Origin of the sequence: Methanocaldococcus sp. FS406-22, assembly GCF_000025525.1 — an archaeon.
Lineage (GTDB): Archaea > AGJL01 > Methanococci > Methanococcales > Methanocaldococcaceae > Methanocaldococcus.
In genome coordinates this window covers 1,341,621-1,362,028 of sequence record NC_013887.1, presented here as the reverse complement: position 1 = coordinate 1,362,028, position 20,408 = coordinate 1,341,621, and the positions used below count along the sequence as shown (strand labels likewise).

The 20,408-nt window shown below is 28.8% G+C and carries 25 protein-coding genes; 24 read left to right on the top strand and 1 reads right to left on the bottom strand.

Annotated elements, in window-relative coordinates; genetic code table 11:
- Positions 1–44 precede the first annotated feature (44 nt).
- Positions 45–725, top strand: a complete 681-nt coding sequence (locus tag MFS40622_RS06930; protein WP_012980968.1) for a metal-dependent hydrolase — start codon at positions 45–47, stop codon at positions 723–725.
- A gap of 35 nt (positions 726–760) precedes the next feature.
- Here the strand turns inward: MFS40622_RS06930 and argH are convergent, their stop codons facing one another.
- The gene (gene argH, locus MFS40622_RS06925; RefSeq protein WP_012980967.1) at positions 761–2,215 is read right to left on the bottom strand and encodes an argininosuccinate lyase; all 1,455 of its coding nucleotides are present in this window, start codon (positions 2,213–2,215) and stop codon (positions 761–763) included.
- Between the two features lie 161 nt (positions 2,216–2,376).
- On the opposite strand from argH, the gene MFS40622_RS06920 reads away from it, so the two are divergent.
- The 23 genes from MFS40622_RS06920 (at position 2,377) to MFS40622_RS06805 (ending at position 20,380) form a co-directional block, all read left to right on the top strand.
- A complete protein-coding gene (locus tag MFS40622_RS06920; RefSeq protein WP_012980966.1) occupies positions 2,377–2,694 on the top strand; it encodes a hypothetical protein in 318 nt (105 codons plus the stop codon).
- A 402-nt stretch (positions 2,695–3,096) separates the two neighbouring features.
- Entirely contained in the window at positions 3,097–3,588 is a 492-nt protein-coding gene (locus tag MFS40622_RS06915) for a hypothetical protein (protein ID WP_012980965.1), read from the top strand.
- A 46-nt stretch (positions 3,589–3,634) separates the two neighbouring features.
- Entirely contained in the window at positions 3,635–4,384 is a 750-nt protein-coding gene (locus MFS40622_RS06910; protein ID WP_012980964.1) for a Bax inhibitor-1/YccA family protein, read from the top strand.
- 226 nt (positions 4,385–4,610) lie between these two features.
- The gene (locus MFS40622_RS06905) at positions 4,611–5,072 is read left to right on the top strand and encodes a hypothetical protein (protein WP_012980963.1); all 462 of its coding nucleotides are present in this window, start codon (positions 4,611–4,613) and stop codon (positions 5,070–5,072) included.
- A 537-nt stretch (positions 5,073–5,609) separates the two neighbouring features.
- Positions 5,610–5,783 carry a hypothetical protein gene (locus MFS40622_RS09610; protein ID WP_012980962.1) on the top strand — a complete coding sequence of 58 codons (174 nt, stop codon included), beginning with the start codon at positions 5,610–5,612 and terminating at the stop codon, positions 5,781–5,783.
- 273 nt (positions 5,784–6,056) lie between these two features.
- Positions 6,057–6,338: a hypothetical protein gene (locus tag MFS40622_RS06890; protein WP_012980961.1), complete on the top strand. Its 282-nt coding sequence runs from the start codon at positions 6,057–6,059 to the stop codon at positions 6,336–6,338.
- Positions 6,339–6,393: 55 nt separating this feature from the next.
- Entirely contained in the window at positions 6,394–6,879 is a 486-nt protein-coding gene (locus MFS40622_RS06885) for a hypothetical protein (protein WP_012980960.1), read from the top strand.
- Positions 6,861–7,418, top strand: coding sequence for a stage II sporulation protein M (locus tag MFS40622_RS06880; protein WP_012980959.1), 558 nt, complete (start codon positions 6,861–6,863; stop codon positions 7,416–7,418). Before MFS40622_RS06885 ends, MFS40622_RS06880 begins: the two co-directional genes overlap by 19 nt.
- Positions 7,419–7,478: 60 nt before the next feature.
- On the top strand, positions 7,479–8,492 hold the full coding sequence (locus MFS40622_RS06875; RefSeq protein ID WP_012980958.1) for an ATP-binding protein: 1,014 nt from the start codon (positions 7,479–7,481) through the stop codon (positions 8,490–8,492).
- Positions 8,493–8,753: 261 nt separating this feature from the next.
- Positions 8,754–9,071: a hypothetical protein gene (locus MFS40622_RS06870; protein WP_012980957.1), complete on the top strand. Its 318-nt coding sequence runs from the start codon at positions 8,754–8,756 to the stop codon at positions 9,069–9,071.
- Between the two features lie 54 nt (positions 9,072–9,125).
- Complete coding sequence (locus MFS40622_RS06865) at positions 9,126–9,491, top strand: hypothetical protein (protein ID WP_012980956.1); 366 nt, start codon at positions 9,126–9,128, stop codon at positions 9,489–9,491.
- A gap of 13 nt (positions 9,492–9,504) precedes the next feature.
- A complete protein-coding gene (locus MFS40622_RS06860; RefSeq protein WP_012980955.1) occupies positions 9,505–10,062 on the top strand; it encodes a stage II sporulation protein M in 558 nt (185 codons plus the stop codon).
- A 57-nt stretch (positions 10,063–10,119) separates the two neighbouring features.
- Positions 10,120–10,773 (top strand): Yip1 family protein, encoded by a 654-nt coding sequence (locus MFS40622_RS06855; RefSeq protein ID WP_012980954.1) that lies wholly within the window; start codon positions 10,120–10,122, stop codon positions 10,771–10,773.
- A 13-nt stretch (positions 10,774–10,786) separates the two neighbouring features.
- Positions 10,787–12,310 (top strand): COG1361 S-layer family protein, encoded by a 1,524-nt coding sequence (locus MFS40622_RS06850; RefSeq protein WP_012980953.1) that lies wholly within the window; start codon positions 10,787–10,789, stop codon positions 12,308–12,310.
- The gene (locus MFS40622_RS06845) at positions 12,307–12,819 is read left to right on the top strand and encodes a hypothetical protein (protein ID WP_012980952.1); all 513 of its coding nucleotides are present in this window, start codon (positions 12,307–12,309) and stop codon (positions 12,817–12,819) included. The genes MFS40622_RS06850 and MFS40622_RS06845 overlap by 4 nt, the downstream gene beginning before the upstream one ends.
- Positions 12,820–12,832: 13 nt before the next feature.
- On the top strand, positions 12,833–13,519 hold the full coding sequence (locus tag MFS40622_RS06840; RefSeq protein WP_012980951.1) for an ABC transporter ATP-binding protein: 687 nt from the start codon (positions 12,833–12,835) through the stop codon (positions 13,517–13,519).
- Complete coding sequence (locus MFS40622_RS06835; RefSeq protein WP_012980950.1) at positions 13,516–13,920, top strand: hypothetical protein; 405 nt, start codon at positions 13,516–13,518, stop codon at positions 13,918–13,920. The genes MFS40622_RS06840 and MFS40622_RS06835 overlap by 4 nt, the downstream gene beginning before the upstream one ends.
- A 12-nt stretch (positions 13,921–13,932) precedes the next feature.
- Complete coding sequence (locus tag MFS40622_RS06830; protein ID WP_012980949.1) at positions 13,933–15,036, top strand: ABC transporter permease; 1,104 nt, start codon at positions 13,933–13,935, stop codon at positions 15,034–15,036.
- Positions 15,037–15,054: 18 nt separating this feature from the next.
- Positions 15,055–16,065 carry a lipopolysaccharide assembly protein LapB gene (locus MFS40622_RS06825; protein WP_012980948.1) on the top strand — a complete coding sequence of 337 codons (1,011 nt, stop codon included), beginning with the start codon at positions 15,055–15,057 and terminating at the stop codon, positions 16,063–16,065.
- Positions 16,052–16,936, top strand: a complete 885-nt coding sequence (locus tag MFS40622_RS06820) for an AIR synthase related protein (protein WP_012980947.1) — start codon at positions 16,052–16,054, stop codon at positions 16,934–16,936. The genes MFS40622_RS06825 and MFS40622_RS06820 overlap by 14 nt, the downstream gene beginning before the upstream one ends.
- 264 nt (positions 16,937–17,200) lie before the next feature.
- Positions 17,201–18,439 carry a methanogenesis marker 15 protein gene (locus MFS40622_RS06815; protein ID WP_012980946.1) on the top strand — a complete coding sequence of 413 codons (1,239 nt, stop codon included), beginning with the start codon at positions 17,201–17,203 and terminating at the stop codon, positions 18,437–18,439.
- A gap of 26 nt (positions 18,440–18,465) precedes the next feature.
- Positions 18,466–19,569, top strand: coding sequence for an ATP-binding protein (locus tag MFS40622_RS06810; RefSeq protein WP_012980945.1), 1,104 nt, complete (start codon positions 18,466–18,468; stop codon positions 19,567–19,569).
- 244 nt (positions 19,570–19,813) lie between these two features.
- The gene (locus tag MFS40622_RS06805) at positions 19,814–20,380 is read left to right on the top strand and encodes a methanogenesis marker 17 protein (protein WP_012980944.1); all 567 of its coding nucleotides are present in this window, start codon (positions 19,814–19,816) and stop codon (positions 20,378–20,380) included.
- Positions 20,381–20,408: the final 28 nt, after the last annotated feature.

Sequence of the window (20,408 nt, the reverse complement as noted above, 5' to 3'; positions counted from 1 at the left end):
ATCTGCAAAGTTAGATGTAATTTAAGATTTAGTCAGTGATTTTCATGAATTGGAAGGGACATACAATATTGGGTATAATCTTTGGATTGCCATTTATTTCCTCACCAGAGCAGATATTTTTGGCTTTAGCTGGGGCTTTGTATCCAGATTTAGACCATGATGTTAAGGAAGATATTGTTAAAAGAGGGCTTTTGATATCCGGAGGGATTGTTCTTATAAATATTTTGCTGTATTTTTTTGATAGACAACTGTTTAATGTTGATTTGTTTATTTTGGGAGTTTCAGTTCTTCTAATATATCTAATTCCATATTTTTCAGACCATAGGGGCTTAACTCATACGTTTTGGTCTCTACTATTTGTATCCTTTATATTGGGTTATTTGGCTTATAAACTCTCATTTATCTCATCAGTTTTTGCTGGGTTGATATCTTTATTAATGGTTACTAATGAGGTTTTACTCGGTAGAGTGATGATTTTTGCTGTGTTTGCATGGGCTATTTTGGATATTATAAAATTAAATCCAGGAATTGATGGAACTTTGCATTACATATTACCAATAATTGCCGGATATTTATCTCATTTAGTTGGAGATTCAATGACTCCAGCTGGAGTTAGGGCTTTTTATCCAATATCTAACTATAAATTAAGAAAAAAAGAAAGTATTGTATTAATAGCAATATGGATAATAATGGCAGTTTATATTTGGAAAGATCTGATTTTTTAAATTTTTTAAATAAAAGTTATAAAAAACAAGAAGTATTAAATCTCATAAGATAGCAGAGTTTCCTTAACTTTGTTTATCTTTTGCATTTTTTCATTAACTTCTTTTTCATATTTGTCTAATCTCTCTTTAAATGCCTTTATTCTTCTTTCAACCTCTTTTGGAGCAGGTCCCCCTATAACATCTCTCATCTTAACATTCTCGTAAGGGTCTAAAGCCTTCTTTATCTTTTCATCACCAACTTTCAAATTGTATTTTTCTAAAACTTCATATATAATTTCAATCATGTCCTTTTTTTCCTCTATACTTCTTCTAACAACCTCTCCAACGATGCCGTGTGCTGTTCTAAATGGAATGCCAGTCTCTCTAACCAAAGTATCTGCTAATTCTGTTGCTGTTGAGTAATTTGCATTAGCAAGTTCTTTCATTCTCTCTTTATTTACTTTTATAGTTTTTAGCATTCCATGAACCATTTTTATTGTATCTATTGTTGTATAAACACTATCCCATAAATGTGGGCTTATTTCTTGCAAATCTCTATTGTAAGTATTTGGTAAAGCTTTTAAAATAGTTAAAGCAGTAACCAAATTCCCATTTAATTTAGATAGCTTAGCCCTTGCTATCTCTGCCACATCAGGATTTTTCTTTTGAGGCATTATTGAAGATGTTGAACAAAACTCATTAGCAATTTCAACAGTTCCAAACTCATAAGTTGAGAATAAAATCAGTTCTTCACAAATCTTTGATAGATTTGTTCCCAATATTGCTAAATCTGCCATTGTCTCTACTATAAAATCTCTTGCTGAAACACCATCCATTGAGTTCTCTATTAAAGCATCAAACCCAAGGAGTTCTTTAGTTCTATCTCTATTTATCTTAAATCCGGTTGTAGCCATTGCCCCACAGCCTAATGGAGAGATATTAATCCTCTTATAGGCATCTAACAACCTTAAAATATCCCTCTCAATTGCTGAAACATAGCTTAATAAGTGGTGAGCAAATGTTGTTGGTTGAGCATGCTGTAAATGAGTGTAGCCAACAGTTAATGTCTCCTTATGCTCTTCAGCCAATTCTAAAATATCTTTTAGCATCTCAATTAATGATTTAGCTATCATTAAAACCTTCTCCCTTAGAGCAATTCTTAAATCTGTTGCTACCTCATCATTTCTACTTCTTCCAGTGTGCATCCTTCCAGCTACATCCTCACCAAGTTTTTTAATCAACTCATTCTCAATAACCATGTGTATATCATCCAAAGAAGGGTCTAAGTTAAGATTTTCCATGCCTTTTTTATAAATCTCTTTTAAACCTTCAATAATCTTTTTTGCGTCATCCTTTTTTATTATTCCTTGCTCATAAAGCATTATCACATGGGCAATATCGCATAAAATATCTGCTTCAAAAATTTCTTTATCAAAGCTTAAGCTTGTTGTGTATTTTGCTACATCTTCTTTTATTGAATTTCCTAATCTTCCTCTCCTCAAGATGTTCATGTTTTCACCAAATTCATTTAAATGTTTAATTAAATTTCCTAATGGGGTAATAATTTGTATAAATATTTTTCTATTTAATTTGAATATTAAAGTATATATAAAATAGTGCAAATATTTGGTTTATACTTTACTAAATTATTAATAAGTTATAAGGAGGGATTATGGAAAATATATTTGCAATGATTGTAATCATAGTTTCAGTATTAGTTAGTGTTTTACTATATAATTCATTAATGAAAAAATTAAATAAAAACAGCCATATAAAATTAAGTGATTTTGAAGTTATTTACCGATTTGTAATACCTATAGGGCTTTCATTTATTGTAATGAAATATAGCAGTGATTTTATTGCAAGTGAGGGTTTTAGTCCAAATTCTTTAATCTTATATTTCTTAGGTGCAACAATCGTGGCTATATTTTTAGCAATATATCATTTAAGCTTAAACATAATTATAAAAATCTTTAAAAATAAAGAATAAATAATTAATTTCTATACGTAACTAAGAGGATTATAATGTAATTATTTTAAAGTAATCAACTTTTATTGAATTTAGAAGATGTTGGCATCATTCTTAATTATAAAAACGACTTCAATAAAAATTGGTTAGAATAAATATCTATTGGTGTCTTTATGGGGCATGCTATAAAAATATTACTCTATGCAATGGAAAAAATACAAAAAATCTAACTTATTGAATATAGTTTTTTTATGGATTTTGGTTAAGATATATTTAATAGTTGGTATATTCTTGACTGTAGTGTATAATTGGAGATTTTTTACATACATGACTTTCGTGGTATTGTTCATAATCACAATGAGCACATGTGTGGCAATAGCTACATTAAAAAAGATAACTCTTTAAATTAACATGGGGATGAAAATGGCTGAGTATTTGCCTATAGTTGATTTTTATGAGAAAATGGATAAAATTATCAGCGAATTAGCTAAACAAAAGAATTCAAAAGTAATTTTAGTGGAATTCGGTTATTGTCCAGATCCCAATTTATTTAAAGAATCTGGATTGGAAGAAATGCTTAAAGAAATAGAAGAAACACTTAAAAACCATAGAATAGAAATCAGTTATTATAATGTTGAAGATAGCGAAGCATCCGAATGTATGGATAATTGTAAATATAGTGATATGTTACTAATCCTTATTTTTTCGTTATTGGTTGTGTTATTGCTGCCAATAGATGCGATATTAAGGTTTGTGCTTAAGAAAAAGAATATTGCAGATAAATTTGCAAAGATTATATTTAGCCCAGTTGAAAAAATAACATTCAAAAAAATAATACACAATTTAAAAGGATTAAAAGAATACATTAAAAATATAGAAAAGAACGGAAAACATGTCATTGTTATCGTTTATTAGGGATGAAAAATCAATAATAATACCAATCATAGAAAGGAGGGTATAAATGTCTAACTTATTATTAAAACGTGTATTAGACTTAAATAATATAGATATTTTCAAAACAAATAATAAAGAATTTATGACAGTAAATGGTACTATAAATAAATCATTGATTCTAATTTTGATTACATTAGCATCAGCAATATTTTCATTTTATTATATTCACTCACCACTACTTATGGTTTTAACTGGAGCTATGGGAGCAATTATTATGTTAATTTTATTTGTTTGGGCATATTTTGAATATAATAATCCTAAACTTGTGAAATATTTATCTCCAATATATGCAATTGTTGAGGGGTTAAGCATTGGAGTAATCTCACAAATTTTTGAATCATCATATGAGGGAATAGTGTCTCAAGCATTGTTCATGACATTTGGTATCTTTTTAATAATGTTTCTTATATACAAATATAGGATTATTGAGGTTACCAGTAAATTTAAAGTAGTGATCATTTCTACAACTCTTGGAATTGCGATATTTTACTTTATATCTTTTATATTGGCGATTTCGGGCATTTACTTGCCAACATTTAAAAGTGGTGCGGTAGGAATTGGTTTTAGTTTATTTGTAGGGACAGTTGCATCATTAAATCTATTATTGGATTTTGATATGATTGAAACGATGATTAAAAACCAATTTCCAAAAGATTTTGAATGGTATTGTGCATTTTCTTTGTTAGTGACACTTATATGGATTTACGTTGAAATGCTAAGTTTCATTAAAAAAATTAGGGATAATATCGATTATTAAGATATAACTTAAGTGAAACCATGAAAAATTCCTATCGATTTATCAAAAATTAAATAATAGCTTACTTTTTTATATAGTTAAGTTTTTTATCAGGAAGGTTATTTCCTTTTTATACTTAGCTATTTAATTCAAATCGATATGCATATATAAGGATTTTGTATTATTTTAATTTATAAAAAATGTGAAAAATAATAGGGGGCATTAAGTAATCATTAAATGGGATATTATGGGAGATATTGCTTATTCATGGATGAATAGTCCAATTACTGTTGGAATAAGCTTAATGGTTGAGGGTATATTATTATGGGTTATTCCAATATTGGTTTCTAATTTTTATTTAAATTATGGTTGGGGCTTATTAAAAAATATATTTAATGTTTCAGTGGTTTTATTTGCAATTGGCATATTAATTGGGTTTTATTTATCAAAAATTCTATTGAATGGAGATATTGGAAAGTATGTCATATTTGAAAAAAATAGGATTGAAAAATTTTTTAAAATATTTTTATTTTCATTTCCATTAGTCGTTATATTCTCAGCAGTATTAATTAAATATCTTATATTGGTGCCAATATCATCCACTCAAATAGAAAGCGTGATTATCTTATCCATATTAAGCTATGGAGGCGGCATTTGTTTTTCTATAGGTTACAACATACTCAAAAAATCAAATAACATCGTAGGATGAATTTTTGCCTATATTCCAATAACATAATTTATTTTTAGGTGAAGACAATGAGTGAACAAAAATGTAATGAGAAACGTAAAAAATACTTTCAATTTCTAACAATAAATACCATAATTATAACTCTTCTTTTGTCATATAATTTTAAAAGCGTATATTTAAATATATTATTTCTGATTTTTGTGATAATAGTTGATACCTTATGGATATTAAATTGCAAATCACGAGAAAATAATCAAACAATGGGGAAATAATGAATAATGTAAAACTAAGAAAAATTTATGGCAATATTGGTAATGCTTACTGAGTGTTTTTAATAGCTCTAAATTTATATTATCTTAAAACAAAACCATTATCTATTATCAATATTTTTATTATATATTTAGGTTTAGGATTCTTTGCAATATATAAAAGAGGTTATTTGAAAATGTACAAAACATTTGGGAAAAAGCTAACTCTATTTATTATTACACTGGCTTATATTGGGCCATTATTGGGAAATTTAGCTTTAATTTTTTTAAATATATAGAAGGTGATATTATGAATAACAACAAAAAATATAGGTTATATTGGAGTATTTGGTATTTCCTATTTGGGGTTTTACTTATTTTAATGTTTAATTTAGAACTACCTTATAAAACATGGATTATGGGATTATTGGTTATTATGGCTTTATTCGAGATAATGATGTTGATATACAAATTCTATAAATAATAAATTCTATTTAATTTTATAAATTTAATTATTATAATTAACTTATTAGATTTCTTAACAGGAGGGAAATTTACTATTTATATTTTACTATTTAATTTAAATCGATATGTATATATATAGGAGTTTTACATTATTATGTTTATGAAAAATAATAAGGGCTATTAGATAGGTTATTAAAATACTCTTTAAAAAAATTAAAAATAGTTGGCGATGACGCTCCTATATGGAGCTGAGCCAATTCGGAATTGCCAACCAACTAAAAAGGTGGGCAATATGAAATTTTTAGATAAGGGAGTATATAAGGTTTTTGGGGCAATAGTTTTGGTAAGCATGGTAAGTGCCTTAGTAGCTGAGCCAGTGGCTTTGGGGAATAGTAAATTAGCTGCTGAAGCATACATTAATTATGAAGAATATAAGGGGCATCATTATACCAGTATGGCAATACTAGCCCCATTTACTGCTTACGATTGTTGTGTAGCTTGTGAATTAATAGGAGCAGGATTATGTGCAGGTCCTGTGGGTATTATACCAGCAGCTTGTGGTGTAGCCATTTAATTTGTATTGGGAAATATTATTTAGAAATCCATTTTTTATTTTTTGGGGTGTTATTATGGATTTGAATTCCTATAAAAGAGATGCATATTATATGATAATCCTATGTCCGATATTTGCAGTATTTATGTTCTTTTTAGTTATTTATATGGGCAAAATTTTTAATGTATATATCCAATTTAATCCAATTACCGTTCACATGTATATAACTGCATTCTGTATTGGAGTTGGGTATGGAATATATTATTGGAGAGATAAGTTGAAATATATTGATAGTGGGGATTCCATTTCTAAAATAATAAAAGATTTTTCTAAAGCCGTACTAAATAAGATATTCTTAATTTCTTTAATTCTTGCTATATTATCATCTATATTACTATTTAACACTATAACGTTTAGTATTATAGTATTTTGGGCAATATACATTCCAGGGGTTTTATTTGGAGCATTATTTGGAGAATACTTGTCAATATTAAAAATTATAAAGAATATAAATGAATTAGGAGTTAAATTTGGTGAATCTCAATGCTCTTCAAAGAACTAATCAAAAAACTAAAATCCTACTACATTCTACCAGTTTTTTTATTTTCTATATCATTTATTATAGGATTCTTTACAAAAATACCAACGTCCAATAACTTTCCAAAGATTGATATTAACATAATATTTCCGCATACTTTTTTAGGTATTTTAACAAACAACTTAAAAGTTATATTAATAAACTTATCTGGGAGTGTTTTGTTTGGATTCACCACTTTTGTTAATATGCTTTATAATGGTTTTGTTATTGGTCTTGAAGTTAAAGGTCTATTTTTTATTGGTGCAGATTTAAAATATATTCTAATAACCATACTTCCCCATGGAATATTCGAAATTCCAGCCATATTGATATCAGCAGTAGCAGGCTTTAAAATTCCTTATGAGATAGTTCTTTATCTCTTAGATAAGAAAGAAAAACCAATAGCTAATGAAGATATTAGAGAATTCTTGAAATTAGCAATAATGTCAATAATTCTAATAGTTATAGCCGCTTTTATAGAAGTTTATATTACTCCAAAGATAGCCAACTACCTACTAACATAAGATTTAAATACAATTATGCTTTATAATTAAGATAAAATCTATTTTTTGTGGTGATTTATAATGAAATTCTACAATAGAGAAAAAGAACTTAACTATCTAAAAACATATTGCCAATTAGAACCAAACTCTATTTTATTCGTTTACGGCCCAAAATCATCTGGTAAATCAACTGTAATGAGAAGAGTTATTAAAGATTTAGAAAACAGTGATATAGTGTTTTTCTATTACAATCTAAGAAAATATGCTACTTATAGTAAGGAGGAGTTTTTAAGAGTGTTTTTTGAAAAATCTGATAAGAAATATCTGTTGAATAAATTAGAACTCAACTTAGGGGTTTGTAAGTTTGGGATTGAGAAGAATTTTGATTTTAATAACTTAAGTTTGAATGATGTATTTGCTGAGATAAATGAATCAATAAATGCTGTTGTTGAAGATGGAAAAAAGCCAGTTTTAATAATTGATGAATTACAGAAATTAAAAAATATCTACTTTAATGGGGGAAAATCCTTATTAAATGAACTATTTAACCTCTTTGTCTCTCTGACTAAAATGGAGCATTTGTGCCATGTTATTTGTATAACTTCTGATACCTTATTTATTGAAGAGATATATCAAAACTCTACTTTAGAAAATACTTCCGAATATTATCTAATTGATTGGTTAAGAAAAGGAACTATAAGAGAGATTTTAAAAGAGGAGGGTTTTAATGAGGAAGAGATTAATTATGCCTTAAATTATCTATCCTTACCTTATGAAATCTCCCAATTAATAAATAATAAAAAATTGGGTTTATCAGTTGAAGAGACTATAAAGCAGTGGATTAATATTGAGAGGGATAAGATTTTATATTTAATATCTACTCAAAAGGAGTTTGAGATGAAGAGGTTAGTTAATACCTTAAAATTATTTAAAGATAAAATAAAAATTGATATTAGTGAAATTATAAAAAACAATCTCATGAATGAGGTTAAATTTTTAATTAAAAATGAGATTCTATTTTATGATGTGATTAATGGTATTGTAAAGCCGACTTCTGTAAAAAAGTGGTATGCCATAAGAGAAATTTTAAAGTAAATCACTTTACTTTTTTATAGTTATTAAGTTTTCTAGTAGGTAATCTATTTCCATATTTATACTTTACTATTTAATTTAAATCGATATGTATATATAGTAGTATTTGTATTATTACATTTACGAAAAACGTGGAAAATGATAAGGGCGTTAAAAAGATGTGTTAAAATACTCTTTAAAAAAATTAAAAATAGTTGGCGATGACGCTCCTATATGGAGCTGAGCCAATAAAGGGTAGTGGAACCACCATACAGAGGTGGCAATATGAAATTTTTAGAGAAGGGAGTATATAAGATTTTTGGGGCAATAGTTTTGGTAAGCATGGTAGGAGCCTTAGTAGCTGAGCCAGTGGCTTTGGGAGATGTTGGATGGTATTTAGGACATAAGTTAGGAGATAAAGCAGGGACATATGTTGGTGAAAAATTATCTGACAATGAATATGTAATAAAAGGAGCAGGACATGTTGGTTCATATTTAGGTGGAAGAATTGGATGGAGAGCTGGAATGACTATTGGTGCTGAAATAGGAGCACTGGCAGGGCCAGAAGGTGCAATAATTGGTGCTGCAGTAGGTGCATTTTAGTTTAAACTTTAAAAATCATTCTCAATATTTTTATTTTAATTTTTTGGTGATATTATGAATTTGGATTATGCAACGTCACTGTATGTAATTCTTATGGCGATTGTATTTCCATTACTAGTTGATTTAGCTATCTATATAAAATTTAAGGATAAACTGGGATTATCTAACAAAAATATTATGAGCATATTGGCAAATTTTGTTCAATATAAACATGAGAAAATGCTTGGTCATAGAAGTACTGTAGTATTTATGATATTGGATATAATTCTTGCCATACCAGTTATAGTATTAGTATATTATACGAAATTCAATATACTAGCTTTAGTTATTTCAACTGCTATATATCTGTATTTAATATATTTGATTAGATATAGGACATACTATAAATTTATTGGTAAAACTATACAAGATACATTGTGATTAGGTAATTATTATGAAAAGACTTGATGTGATATTGTTAATTTTAGCTGCTCTACTATTTATTTTTGGATTAGTTCCAGCTTTGATAATGAATATTAACTATGGTGATAAAAATAATCTAAAAGATGAAAATTGTATAATTTTATCTAAATTTACCCCAGCACCTTTAACTTTAATACTAACTAACAACTTAAAAGTTATTTTCCTAATGTTAGCTGGAGCAATAACCTTCGGTTTATCCACTTTTATAAACCTAATATACAATGGATTTAATCTTGGTTTATTGGTTTCTGATACCTATAACAGCGGAATGCCTGTAAAATTAATCTTAGCTTTAATACTTCCACATGGAATATTCGAAATTCCAGCCATATTGATATCAGCAGTAGCAGGCTTTAAAATTCCTTATGAGATAGTTCTTTATCTCTTAGATAAGAAAGAAAAACCAATAGCTAATGAAGATATTAGAGAATTCTTAAAATTAGCAATAATATCAATAATTCTAATAGTTATAGCCGCTTTTATAGAAGTTTATATTACTCCAAAGATAGCCAACTACCTACTAACATAAGATTTAAATATTGGGAAAAATGATATAAAACATTGAAAAATCTAATGGGTGATATTAATGCAGATAATAGAGGCTTTAACAAATCCAGATGCTTTCTTTAAAAAACTATCTCAAAAAGAAGTTTCTCTAAAAGAGCCATTTTTAATTGTTCTAATTTTCTCTATACTAATAGCAATCTCTGCCTATATATCAACTTCAGCAATATATAAAATCTTCCCACCACAATATCAACAGATGATGGCTTTTGTAAAAATTATTGGATTGATATCATCATTTGTTGGAGGAATTGTCTCATGGTTGATTATAGCAGGGGTTATGTATCTTATATCAATGGCTTTTAAAGGAAAAGGAAGCTTTAAGAAAACTCTTTCCTTCACTGGATATGGATTTCTACCAAATATAATTGGAGCTTTAATAACAATTCCTATTGCTTATTACTTTCTATCACAAGTTCATGTTCAACCATTAACTATAGCTCAAATGCAAAATCCAGTAATTGTTCAAATGGCTATAAAGCAGATAATCCCTAAAACTTTAATATACACCAACACAATAATTGGCTTTGGTATTACCCTATGGAATTTATATATATGGACTTATGCAATTAAATATGCAAGAAACTTGGACTTAAAGAAGGCATTTATAACAGCTCTAATTCCAACAATAATATTTGGTTTATATCAACTATACAGTGTAATAAAATTCTTATAAATTGAGGGAGAGGATGAAAGGATTGAAAAACCTATTTATTATCTTTTTGTTTTTATTTCTTTTAACTAACTCTTTTGCTTATATAACATTCAAAAATATTGATTATAAAGCTCAATACTTAGAACCATCAAAAACTTATGATTTATACATAACGATTGAATCAGATAAAGAAATTAACAATACTATCATATATATAAAACCATATAATTCCATATCCAAAGAAAATATCAAAATTATTAAAGGAGAACAATGGATTGGACATCTTTTCCCTTACGAATATGGAGTAGCTCACTTTATAATAAAAGTTAGCCCTAATGCAACAAATTACGATTATGAAATGGTTGTTTATTGTAACTATACAAAAGATAATCAACAATACTCTGAAAATAGAATCTTTACCCTTCCAGTGAGAGGAAAGGCAAATTTAATTATAACGTCCAATAACAATATCTTAAAAGTAGGAACTAATAAAATTCTTTTACTACTGACAAATAAAGGGACTGGAGTAGCTGAGAATATCAAAGTAGAGTTTCAAAATTCAGATAATTTAGTAATTTTAGGGGATAACACTTTTATAATACCTTCTTTAAATCCAGAAACCTCCACTTATGTTCCACTAACAATATTTGCTAAAAAAGAAGGAATTTACTCTCTAAATTATAAAATAACCTACAAAAATCCTTATGACTTATTAGAACTGACTCAAAAATCAGAGACAATAAATGGGGACTCAAAAACTGAAACTCTAACCTATCAAAACAAAAATATAGTTGAAGAGACAGGAATCTTAACCTTCAATGTATTTCCATATAATTCAATTTCAATAAATATTAAAAATCCAACGATTACAGTTGGAAAGATAGAAAATCTAACAATTTCAATAAAAAATAATTATAAAGATTCTCTCTTTGTAGTTCAGATAAACAAATACTTTGTAGGAGATAATCAAAAAATAGTATTTATTAAAAAAGGAGAGACAAAAAATGTAACTTTCAAAATAAAAGTTGATAAAGAAGGAATAATAGGGATTCCTATAACTGTATATTTTGATAATAACCAAATAGAGGAAAATCTAACAATAAATGTTGTAGGAAAGGCAGATTTAGTTTTAAGTGGAATTGATGTAGAAAGCTCGTTTGATGATGTTAAAATAACTGGAGATATAGACAATATCGGAACTGGAAAGGCAAAGAGCGTCTTAATATATGTAATAAAAACAAAAAATATCATTCCAAAAAAACCTTATGAAAACTACTTTGTAGGGACGTTAAATCCCGATGATTATGGAAGTTTTGAATTACACTGCCAAATCAATGGAACTGTAAGTGAAATTCCAATTAAAATAACCTATAGAGATGAAAATAACAATTTAATAGCCATTTATAAGACAATAAAAATTGACAGAGAAGTTATTTCCTTAAAAAATAACAATAAAGGGGGTATTAACTATATTGTGGTAGGAATAGGGGTTTTATTCTGCATTGGAGTAATATATTTGATTTATAGAGGGTTTGCAAGGAAAAGGGTGGAATCATGAGAGGGATAAATCCATTTTACTTTTATATTGTCCCAATCCCGTTGATTATTTTTATAATAGTTTCCATTACAATATTTAAGTCAATATTTTTGCCTATCTCAATAGTTTTTGGAAGTTTATTAGTAATTACCTTAATATTGATGCATAACCAGAAAAAACTGTTAAAGGTAGATAAAGGAACCTTTAAAAAAGAAGTTAAGGGAAAAATGGGAAGTTGGATTTATTTTATATTTGGCTTAGTGTTAATTTTAATTTTTACTTATGTAGCTTATTTCTTTAGAGTTCCGTATGCTAATTATCTTATGTTTTTAATATTGGCGACTGGATTGGTGATTTCAGAACTACATAGAACGTTGCATATAAAAATCTATGAAAAAGGAATATTGATTGAGGGCATGGCATTTTGCAGTTGGGAAGAAATTGAAAAAGTTGTAGATGAGAATAAAAACATTACAATATTAAAAATTAAAGGCATTCCTAAGAAAATAACGATAAATGAAATAATCTAATTTTGGGATATTTATGATTAAACTTAAAAATGTGACAAAAACCTATAAAATGGGAGAAGAGATTATTTATGCTTTAAAAAATGTTGATTTAGAGATAAAAGAGGGGGAGTTTGTTTCTATCATGGGACCTTCTGGAAGTGGAAAATCTACCCTTCTAAATATTATTGGTTGCTTGGACAAACCAACAGAGGGGGAGGTTTATATTGATAATGTAAAAACAAATGACTTAGATGATGATGAATTAACAAAAATCAGAAGAAATAAAATTGGTTTTGTCTTTCAGCAATTTAATTTAATCCCAATACTAACTGCTTTGGAGAATGTTGAACTTCCACTGATTTTTAAATACAGAGGTGCTATGAGTGAAGAGGAAAGGAAAAAGAGGGCTTTGGAGTGTTTAAAAATGGCTGAGTTGGATGAGAGGTTTGCCAATCACAAGCCAAATCAATTGAGTGGAGGGCAACAGCAAAGAGTTGCTATAGCAAGGGCTTTAGCAAACAATCCACCAATTATATTGGCAGATGAACCAACAGGAGCCTTAGATAGCAAAACTGGAGAAAAAATAATGAAACTACTAAAAAAACTAAATGAAAACGGAAAAACCATTATTGTTGTAACTCATGACATAAACGTGGCTAAATTTGGAGATAGGATTATTTATTTAAAAGATGGGGAGATAGAGAAAGAGGAGAAATTATGATAAGCAGTGTTTCAAATTTTGATAAAGGGAAAGCAGTTATTTTGGGAATAGGGTTATATATTTTTATTGTTGTAGTTATTAACGAAGTTGTTTATCATTTTATTGGGAAATATATTGTTTATCCAGCGGATATGGCAAATTTACAAAGGTTTAACGACTTTGTTTCAATTATTGGGTTTCTTTTATCATTATCAATTTCTACCTATTATTGTTCCAAAGGAAAAGTTAAGGACTTTGCAAAGTTCTCTTTAAAATTCTTTGGCATTTTCTTTATTTTAGGGATTGCTTTATTTTTAGGAATGACATTTTTTACCAAACATATTCCAAGTATGGGAGTATATACAGCATTAGCACTCTTTTTCTATCTTTTAAATGTTTTTGAAAGACTTAATAAAGATTAAAGATGTGAAAACATGTATTTCGAATTGGCAAAGAGAAATCTAAGAAGAAATTTATTGAGGAGTATTTTGGCATTGATGGGAATTATAATAGGGGTTGCGGCAATCTCTTCATTGGGAATATTAGGTGGAGGACTAAAGCAAGGAATTATGGAAAATTTAGGGAGTATATCTAACTACATAATAGTTTTTCCAAATTATCAAAATGGATACACTTCATTTGATAAAAAGGATGTTGATAAACTGAGAGTTTTAAATTGTAAGGTTATTCCCATTTATGCCACTTCTGATTTTGTTTATATAAAAGGAAAGAACAGGAGAGCTTATACGAATATCTTTGGCATTGATAAAAATGATATAAACTACCTTAATTTAAAAGTAAAGGTTTCTGATACCTCTGCTGCTGTTGATACATTTTTTTCAAGTGCAAATGATGTTGATATTGGAGATCAACTGGAAATAAAGAATATATCCCTAAGGATATGTGGAATATATAACAGCACATTTTTATTTCCAGATAATTCAATAATTTTAACTGCAAAAACATACAGAAGGTTTTATGGCGAAAATAATTATAATTATTCAAGGATAATTCTATATGTTAAAAACATAAATGATATTGACAAAATAAAAAATGAAACTGATAAAATCCTAAATAGAAAGGAGAAAAAATGCATTATTATCTCGCTAAACTCTATATTGGAGGCGATTAATGGAGTTATAACTAAGGTTTCTTACTTTTTAATGGGAATTGGGGCTATCTCTTTATTAGTTGCTGGTATTGGAATTGGAAATGTTATGCTAATGAGTGTTGTTGAAAGAACTAAAGAAATTGGGGTAATGAGGAGTATTGGAGCTTCAAAAAAAGATATTATTATGATGTTTTTATATGAAGCATTAATTTTGGGAGTTATTGGCTCCTTAATTGGAGCATTTTTGAGTTTATTCTTTGGTTATTTGATTGTTCATTATTTATTAAAAACATCACTATCCTATTATGTAATATTTTATATGATAATTGGCATTATGTTTGGAATTTTAACTGCTTTAATCTCTGCTTTATACCCTGCATATAAGGCATCAAAATTAGACCCAATAAAGGCATTGAGAAATGAATAATCAAAAATTGGGATTAAAATGAATAAAAAATTCACATTAGAAACTCTAAACTTACTGAAAAATAAGGTTTTAGAAAATAGCCAAATAATTGGGAAAGAACTTACAGAGATTCTTATTAATGAGATTGATGAGTTAATAGAAACTGCCATTGAAGTTTCTGAAGAAATTTCAAAAAATAATCCAAATAATTCGAGTTTGTATGGTTTAGGTTTAATATATAATGATTTATCAACTCTCTATGATGATATTAATAAAATATTGAATGAAATAGATTGCATTTTAAGTTTGAGCAACAAAGACATTAACAACTGGAAACTATGGAAAAACCTTGGGGATAAGGCATATCTCTGCAAAGCTTATTATGAAGCATTATTTTGCTACAACAAGGCATTAGAAATTAATCCCGAAGATTTTGAACTTTTATGTAAAAAGGGCTATGCTTTATTAAAGCTTAATAAACCAAAAAAAGCTATGGAATATTTTAAAATAGCACTAGAAAAAGATAAAAATAATTATAAAGCACTCTTTGGGTTAGGAGAGGCTTATTATAACTTAAACGACGAAGAAAATGCAATAAAATATTTCGAAAAAGTTTTAGAATTAAATCCAGACGATAAAGAAGCGTTAGAATATTTAGGAGATATATACTATGAGGAAGATTATGAAAGGGCAATAAATTATTACAAAAAAGCTTTAGAATTGAAATCAGACGACATCAACTTAATTTTAAAAATTGCTTATTCTTATATGGAACTGAAAAAATATAAAGAAGCATTAAAATACTTTAAAAAAGCTTTAAAACTAAATCCAGATGTGTTTAAATTGGAAGAGATTTTTGAATTTATGGGGAGGATATATATTTATTTAGGGGAAGACGAAAAAGCTATGGAGTATTTTGAAAAGTTAAAGGAGATAAATCCATATCATGATGAAATATATGAAATCATTGCCTTAACTTATGAAGAAGTTGGAAATATTGAAAAAGCTAAAGAATTTTATAAAAGTTGGTGTAAGCATGGAAAACTTTGAATATGAGCTAAAAATGGCTATAGAGCATATATTGGAAACAAATTATCCAAGAAAGGCATTTTGGTACTTTGATGATTTAATTGATGGTTTAAAGAGTGGCATTAAAGCAGGGGATGATGCAGTAGTTGTAAAAAACATGGTTATTAATATGGAGGGGCCGTATCCCTTAAAATTGGGGGCTAAGACTGCTTTAATTCATACAGCATGTGATGTAGTGGCAATGGGAGCTAAGCCAAAATTTGCATTAAATGCTATTCAAGCAAAGAACGAAGATGAGATAAAATTGGCAGTTGATGGTTTAAGAAAACAAAGCATAGGTTTAGAAATTCCAATAATTGGAGGGAACACTCAAACAGTTGAAGAGTTAAAATCATGTATTTCAGTAGCTGTTTTTGGGGAGTTGATTGATGAAAATTTGATAATAAGAGATGGAGGGGCTAAGGAAGGAGATTTATTAATTATGCTCGGAGACCCAGTAGAGGGAGATATTGGGGAAAGAATTTATAAAGCAAAGAAAAAATTTGATACATATTTAGAAATCTTAGAGAATGAAATAAAAATAAACGCATGTAAGGATGCATCAAGGGGAGGGTGGTTAGGAAATCTATTAGAGATGTTAATTAAGGCAAAGAAAGGGGCTGAGATAAAATCTCTTCCATATCCAAGAGCTACAAGGTATTTGGGAACTTATATATTGGCAATTCCAGAGAAAGAATATAATAAAGTAGTGGATATCGCATTAAAAAATAAGTGTCCGGTAGTATTGTTTGGTAGAATATTAGAAAAACCAAAGCTGATTATAGGCACAAAGGAATATATATCTGAAAATAAAATGTTAGAATTAATAAAAAAATTTCCATATAAATATTAGAGTTTGGAGGTAATATATAAGGGGTATTTATAAATAAAGTATGAGTGTGGATAATAGTGTCTTTCAAACCCTTAGAATAACTAAGGTATAAATGAACGCCTTCATTTGGAAGGTGTTCAACATTCCTTAATAAATTTTATTAATTTTGAAAGACACTATAGATAAATGTTAAAAAATAAATTAGATAACAATATCTTTTGATGAAACTTTATATATTCTTAAAAGTTTCATTGTCCATATAAATATCAAATTTGGGTGAAGTTAATGGTAAAGATTGCCTTATTAACATGTGGAGCAGAGTGGAGCGGTGTTTATCACGAAATTGAAAAAGCAGCACAAAAGGTTGGTGGAGAACTTGTTTTTCCAGAGGTTGATTTATCATACATAGATGAGGTTGAAGACAGATTAGGATTTAAAGTTGGTTCAGCCAACCTAAAATTAATGTTTGCAAGAGCAATGTCAATTATTGAAGGAAATACAGATGCTGAGGCAGTATTTATAGCTACATGCTTTAGATGTGCTGAAGGGGCTTTGGTAAGAAATGAAGTAAGAAAGCTTATACAACAAAATACAAACCTACCAGTTGTTATGTATTCATTCACAGAGAGAACAAAGGCATCTGAATTATTAACAAGAATGGAGGCATTAACCACAATTGTTGAGAGAAAATCTTTATTAGCAAGAAAGAAACAAGAAGGAATAAGTTTAGGTATTGACAGTGGTTCTACAACAACAAAAGCAGTGATTATGATAGATGATGACGTTGCTGGGACTGGATGGGTTTATACAAAGGATGTTATTGAATCTGCCAAAGAGGCAGTTAATAATGCATTAAAAGAGGCGGGTATATCGTTAGACCAAGTTGAAACTATAGGAACTACTGGTTATGGGAGATATACTGTTGGAGAATACTTTAAAGCTGATTTAATACAGGAGGAACTAACGGTTAATTCAAAAGGAGCTGCATATTTAGCTGATAAGCAGGAAGGAGAGGCAACAGTCATAGATATAGGAGGGATGGACAACAAGGCTATCTCTTTATACGATGCAATTCCAGACGGTTTCACAATGGGAGGAATCTGTGCAGGGGCAAGTGGTAGGTTCTTTGAAATTACTGCAAGGAGGTTGGGAGTTTCTCTCCAAGAGCTGGGGGAATTAGCGGCTAAGGGAGATTGGAGAAAGATAAAGATGAACAGCTACTGTATAGTGTTTGGTATCCAAGATTTGGTTACTGCATTGGCTGAAGGGGCTAAGGCTGAAGATGTAGCGGCTGCAGCAGCTCATTCAGTTGCTGAGCAAGTGTTTGAGCAACAATTACAAGAGGTTGATGTTAGGGACCCAGTTATATTGGTTGGTGGAAGTAGTTTGTTGAAAGGTTTAGTTATAGCTATGGAAGAGGTTTTAGGAAGAAAAATTATTGTGCCAAGATATTCCCAGCTAATTGGAGCAGTTGGAGCGGCTTTACTATCATCTGGATACAGATACAAGAAGATAAAGGTATAATTTCTTTAATTTTTTGGTGATTAATAATGAAATTCTTCAATAGAGAGAAAGAAATCAAAGAAATTTTATCAATCTTAGAGGGAGAGCCAAATTTAATTTATTTTATCTACGGCTCTATAAATTCTGGTAAAACTACATTAATAAAACATATCATAGAAAATAGACTAAATGATAATTACAAAGTTTTCTACATTAATTTCAGAACCTACTTAATATCAGAAAAGAGGGAGTTTATTGAAGCTATTTTCACCACTAAAAAAGATGATTTCTTTGAAAAAATAAAGGATAAATCAGAGGTTTTGAACTTAATAACTAAAGGAGCTAAGATTTTAACTGGTATTCCAATTCCTGAAATTGAATTTGGTAAACTATTTGAGGAGAAGATAAACGATGCCTTCCAATACTTAAACAGTTTATTGTTAGCGGTTAAAAAGAGTGGGAAAAAGCCAATTTTAATATTTGATGAACTGCAGATGATTAAAGACGTTGTGTTAAATGGGCAGAAATATTTATTAAAAGAACTATTTCAATTCTTAGTATCTCTAACTAAAGAACAACATCTATGCCATGTTTTTTGTCTAAGTTCTGATAGCTTGTTTATTGAGTATGTCTATAACACTGGAGAATTGGAGGGAAGAGCCAAATACATTTTAGTTGATGATTTTGATAAAGATACAGCAATAAAGTTTATGGATTTTTTGGCTAAGGAGATTTTAAATAAAAAACTCTCTGATGGTGAGAAAGAGCTTATTTATTCTTATGTTGGGGGAAAGCCAATATACATCTACAATGTAATTGATGAGATGAGATATAAAGAGCTAAAAGAGATTTTAAATTCAATGCTTAAAGAAGAGGTCTCTAAGTTAGATATGTTTTTGGAGTTTTTAGAGTATTCAAAACCAAGAGTAAAGATAAAAGATGAAGTAATTGAACTTAAAAAAGAAGACATTATCAATGCATTGAAGTTATTTAAAAATAAATATGAAATCCCAAAAAAAGAAATTCCTATGCCAATTTATGTTTATTTAGTTAAAGAAAATATCCTATTCCTAAATCCTATTGAAGGGACTCTAAAGCCACAAAGTTATTTGGTGTGGAATGCAATAAAGAAATTATTGAATGGACGTTAATTGGGGCTGAAAGCCCCAACTTATAACCAATTATCAAAAGGTAAAATATTTATTAATGAAAAATTGGAAGCTCCAAAGGAGCTTCCATAACTGCCTTATAACAATTAAAAACTTTGATAATTGGTTAAATGGACGAGTTTTGATGAAATGGAAAGCTTTGCTTTCCAGCTACAAAATCTGAAAGATTTTGTTTAACTTTTACTAAAAGTTTCCTATAAAGAGATTGTTATAAATTGGTGATACCATGGCTGAAATAGCTGTTTATTGTGAAGATAAAGCTGGGAAGGAGATTTACACAAAGGTTATACAAACTGCGTTAGAGGACTTACTCTTAGGAAAATCAATAATCAGGGTTGAATTTATTGCCAAAGAGAAAGAGCCGTATTTTATATTAGGAGTTTTGCCAAAACCTACAAGAAGGGCCATTAAGTTGAGGGACTTTGCTGAAATTGTAGAACAAAAGAAAGAAGATGGCAAAACAATATACAAACTAAAAATCACTGATGAGACCTATCTCCCACATCTATTAAAAAAGATACATGTCATAGACCAGCCGTCAAGGTTTGAGGTTATTACTGACTCAGATATTGACTTAGATATGGAGGTTTATGATGCAAGTAAGGACTTTGTAGATAAGGTTATGGACTTTATGGGTAGGGTATTTCCAGAGGGCATGAGAATTAAAAATACCTATATAGACAAAGCTATCGTTTGCATTGCTTCAGAAAGGCCATTGAAAGATGAGGAGATAGAAGAGGCATTAAAATTAAAGGAAAAATTGGAGACAATGAATATTGCCGGCTATTACTAAAATTAAAATTTTAATTTTTGTGATGTAT

Coding starts and splice junctions, on each gene's coding strand:
- MFS40622_RS06850 (WP_012980953.1), top strand. CDS start 10,787: ATGAAAGGATTGAAAAACCTATTTATTATCTTTTTGTTTTTATTTCTT.
- MFS40622_RS06905 (WP_012980963.1), top strand. CDS start 4,611: ATGGGAGATATTGCTTATTCATGGATGAATAGTCCAATTACTGTTGGA.
- MFS40622_RS09610 (WP_012980962.1), top strand. CDS start 5,610: ATGAATAACAACAAAAAATATAGGTTATATTGGAGTATTTGGTATTTC.
- MFS40622_RS06865 (WP_012980956.1), top strand. CDS start 9,126: ATGAATTTGGATTATGCAACGTCACTGTATGTAATTCTTATGGCGATT.
- MFS40622_RS06860 (WP_012980955.1), top strand. CDS start 9,505: ATGAAAAGACTTGATGTGATATTGTTAATTTTAGCTGCTCTACTATTT.
- argH (WP_012980967.1), bottom strand. CDS start 2,215: ATGAACATCTTGAGGAGAGGAAGATTAGGAAATTCAATAAAAGAAGAT.
- MFS40622_RS06920 (WP_012980966.1), top strand. CDS start 2,377: ATGGAAAATATATTTGCAATGATTGTAATCATAGTTTCAGTATTAGTT.
- MFS40622_RS06855 (WP_012980954.1), top strand. CDS start 10,120: ATGCAGATAATAGAGGCTTTAACAAATCCAGATGCTTTCTTTAAAAAA.
- MFS40622_RS06820 (WP_012980947.1), top strand. CDS start 16,052: ATGGAAAACTTTGAATATGAGCTAAAAATGGCTATAGAGCATATATTG.
- MFS40622_RS06835 (WP_012980950.1), top strand. CDS start 13,516: ATGATAAGCAGTGTTTCAAATTTTGATAAAGGGAAAGCAGTTATTTTG.
- MFS40622_RS06870 (WP_012980957.1), top strand. CDS start 8,754: ATGAAATTTTTAGAGAAGGGAGTATATAAGATTTTTGGGGCAATAGTT.
- MFS40622_RS06915 (WP_012980965.1), top strand. CDS start 3,097: ATGGCTGAGTATTTGCCTATAGTTGATTTTTATGAGAAAATGGATAAA.
- MFS40622_RS06880 (WP_012980959.1), top strand. CDS start 6,861: ATGCTCTTCAAAGAACTAATCAAAAAACTAAAATCCTACTACATTCTA.
- MFS40622_RS06830 (WP_012980949.1), top strand. CDS start 13,933: ATGTATTTCGAATTGGCAAAGAGAAATCTAAGAAGAAATTTATTGAGG.
- MFS40622_RS06805 (WP_012980944.1), top strand. CDS start 19,814: ATGGCTGAAATAGCTGTTTATTGTGAAGATAAAGCTGGGAAGGAGATT.
- MFS40622_RS06890 (WP_012980961.1), top strand. CDS start 6,057: ATGAAATTTTTAGATAAGGGAGTATATAAGGTTTTTGGGGCAATAGTT.
- MFS40622_RS06930 (WP_012980968.1), top strand. CDS start 45: ATGAATTGGAAGGGACATACAATATTGGGTATAATCTTTGGATTGCCA.
- MFS40622_RS06815 (WP_012980946.1), top strand. CDS start 17,201: ATGGTAAAGATTGCCTTATTAACATGTGGAGCAGAGTGGAGCGGTGTT.
- MFS40622_RS06910 (WP_012980964.1), top strand. CDS start 3,635: ATGTCTAACTTATTATTAAAACGTGTATTAGACTTAAATAATATAGAT.
- MFS40622_RS06875 (WP_012980958.1), top strand. CDS start 7,479: ATGAAATTCTACAATAGAGAAAAAGAACTTAACTATCTAAAAACATAT.
- MFS40622_RS06825 (WP_012980948.1), top strand. CDS start 15,055: ATGAATAAAAAATTCACATTAGAAACTCTAAACTTACTGAAAAATAAG.
- MFS40622_RS06885 (WP_012980960.1), top strand. CDS start 6,394: ATGGATTTGAATTCCTATAAAAGAGATGCATATTATATGATAATCCTA.
- MFS40622_RS06840 (WP_012980951.1), top strand. CDS start 12,833: ATGATTAAACTTAAAAATGTGACAAAAACCTATAAAATGGGAGAAGAG.
- MFS40622_RS06845 (WP_012980952.1), top strand. CDS start 12,307: ATGAGAGGGATAAATCCATTTTACTTTTATATTGTCCCAATCCCGTTG.
- MFS40622_RS06810 (WP_012980945.1), top strand. CDS start 18,466: ATGAAATTCTTCAATAGAGAGAAAGAAATCAAAGAAATTTTATCAATC.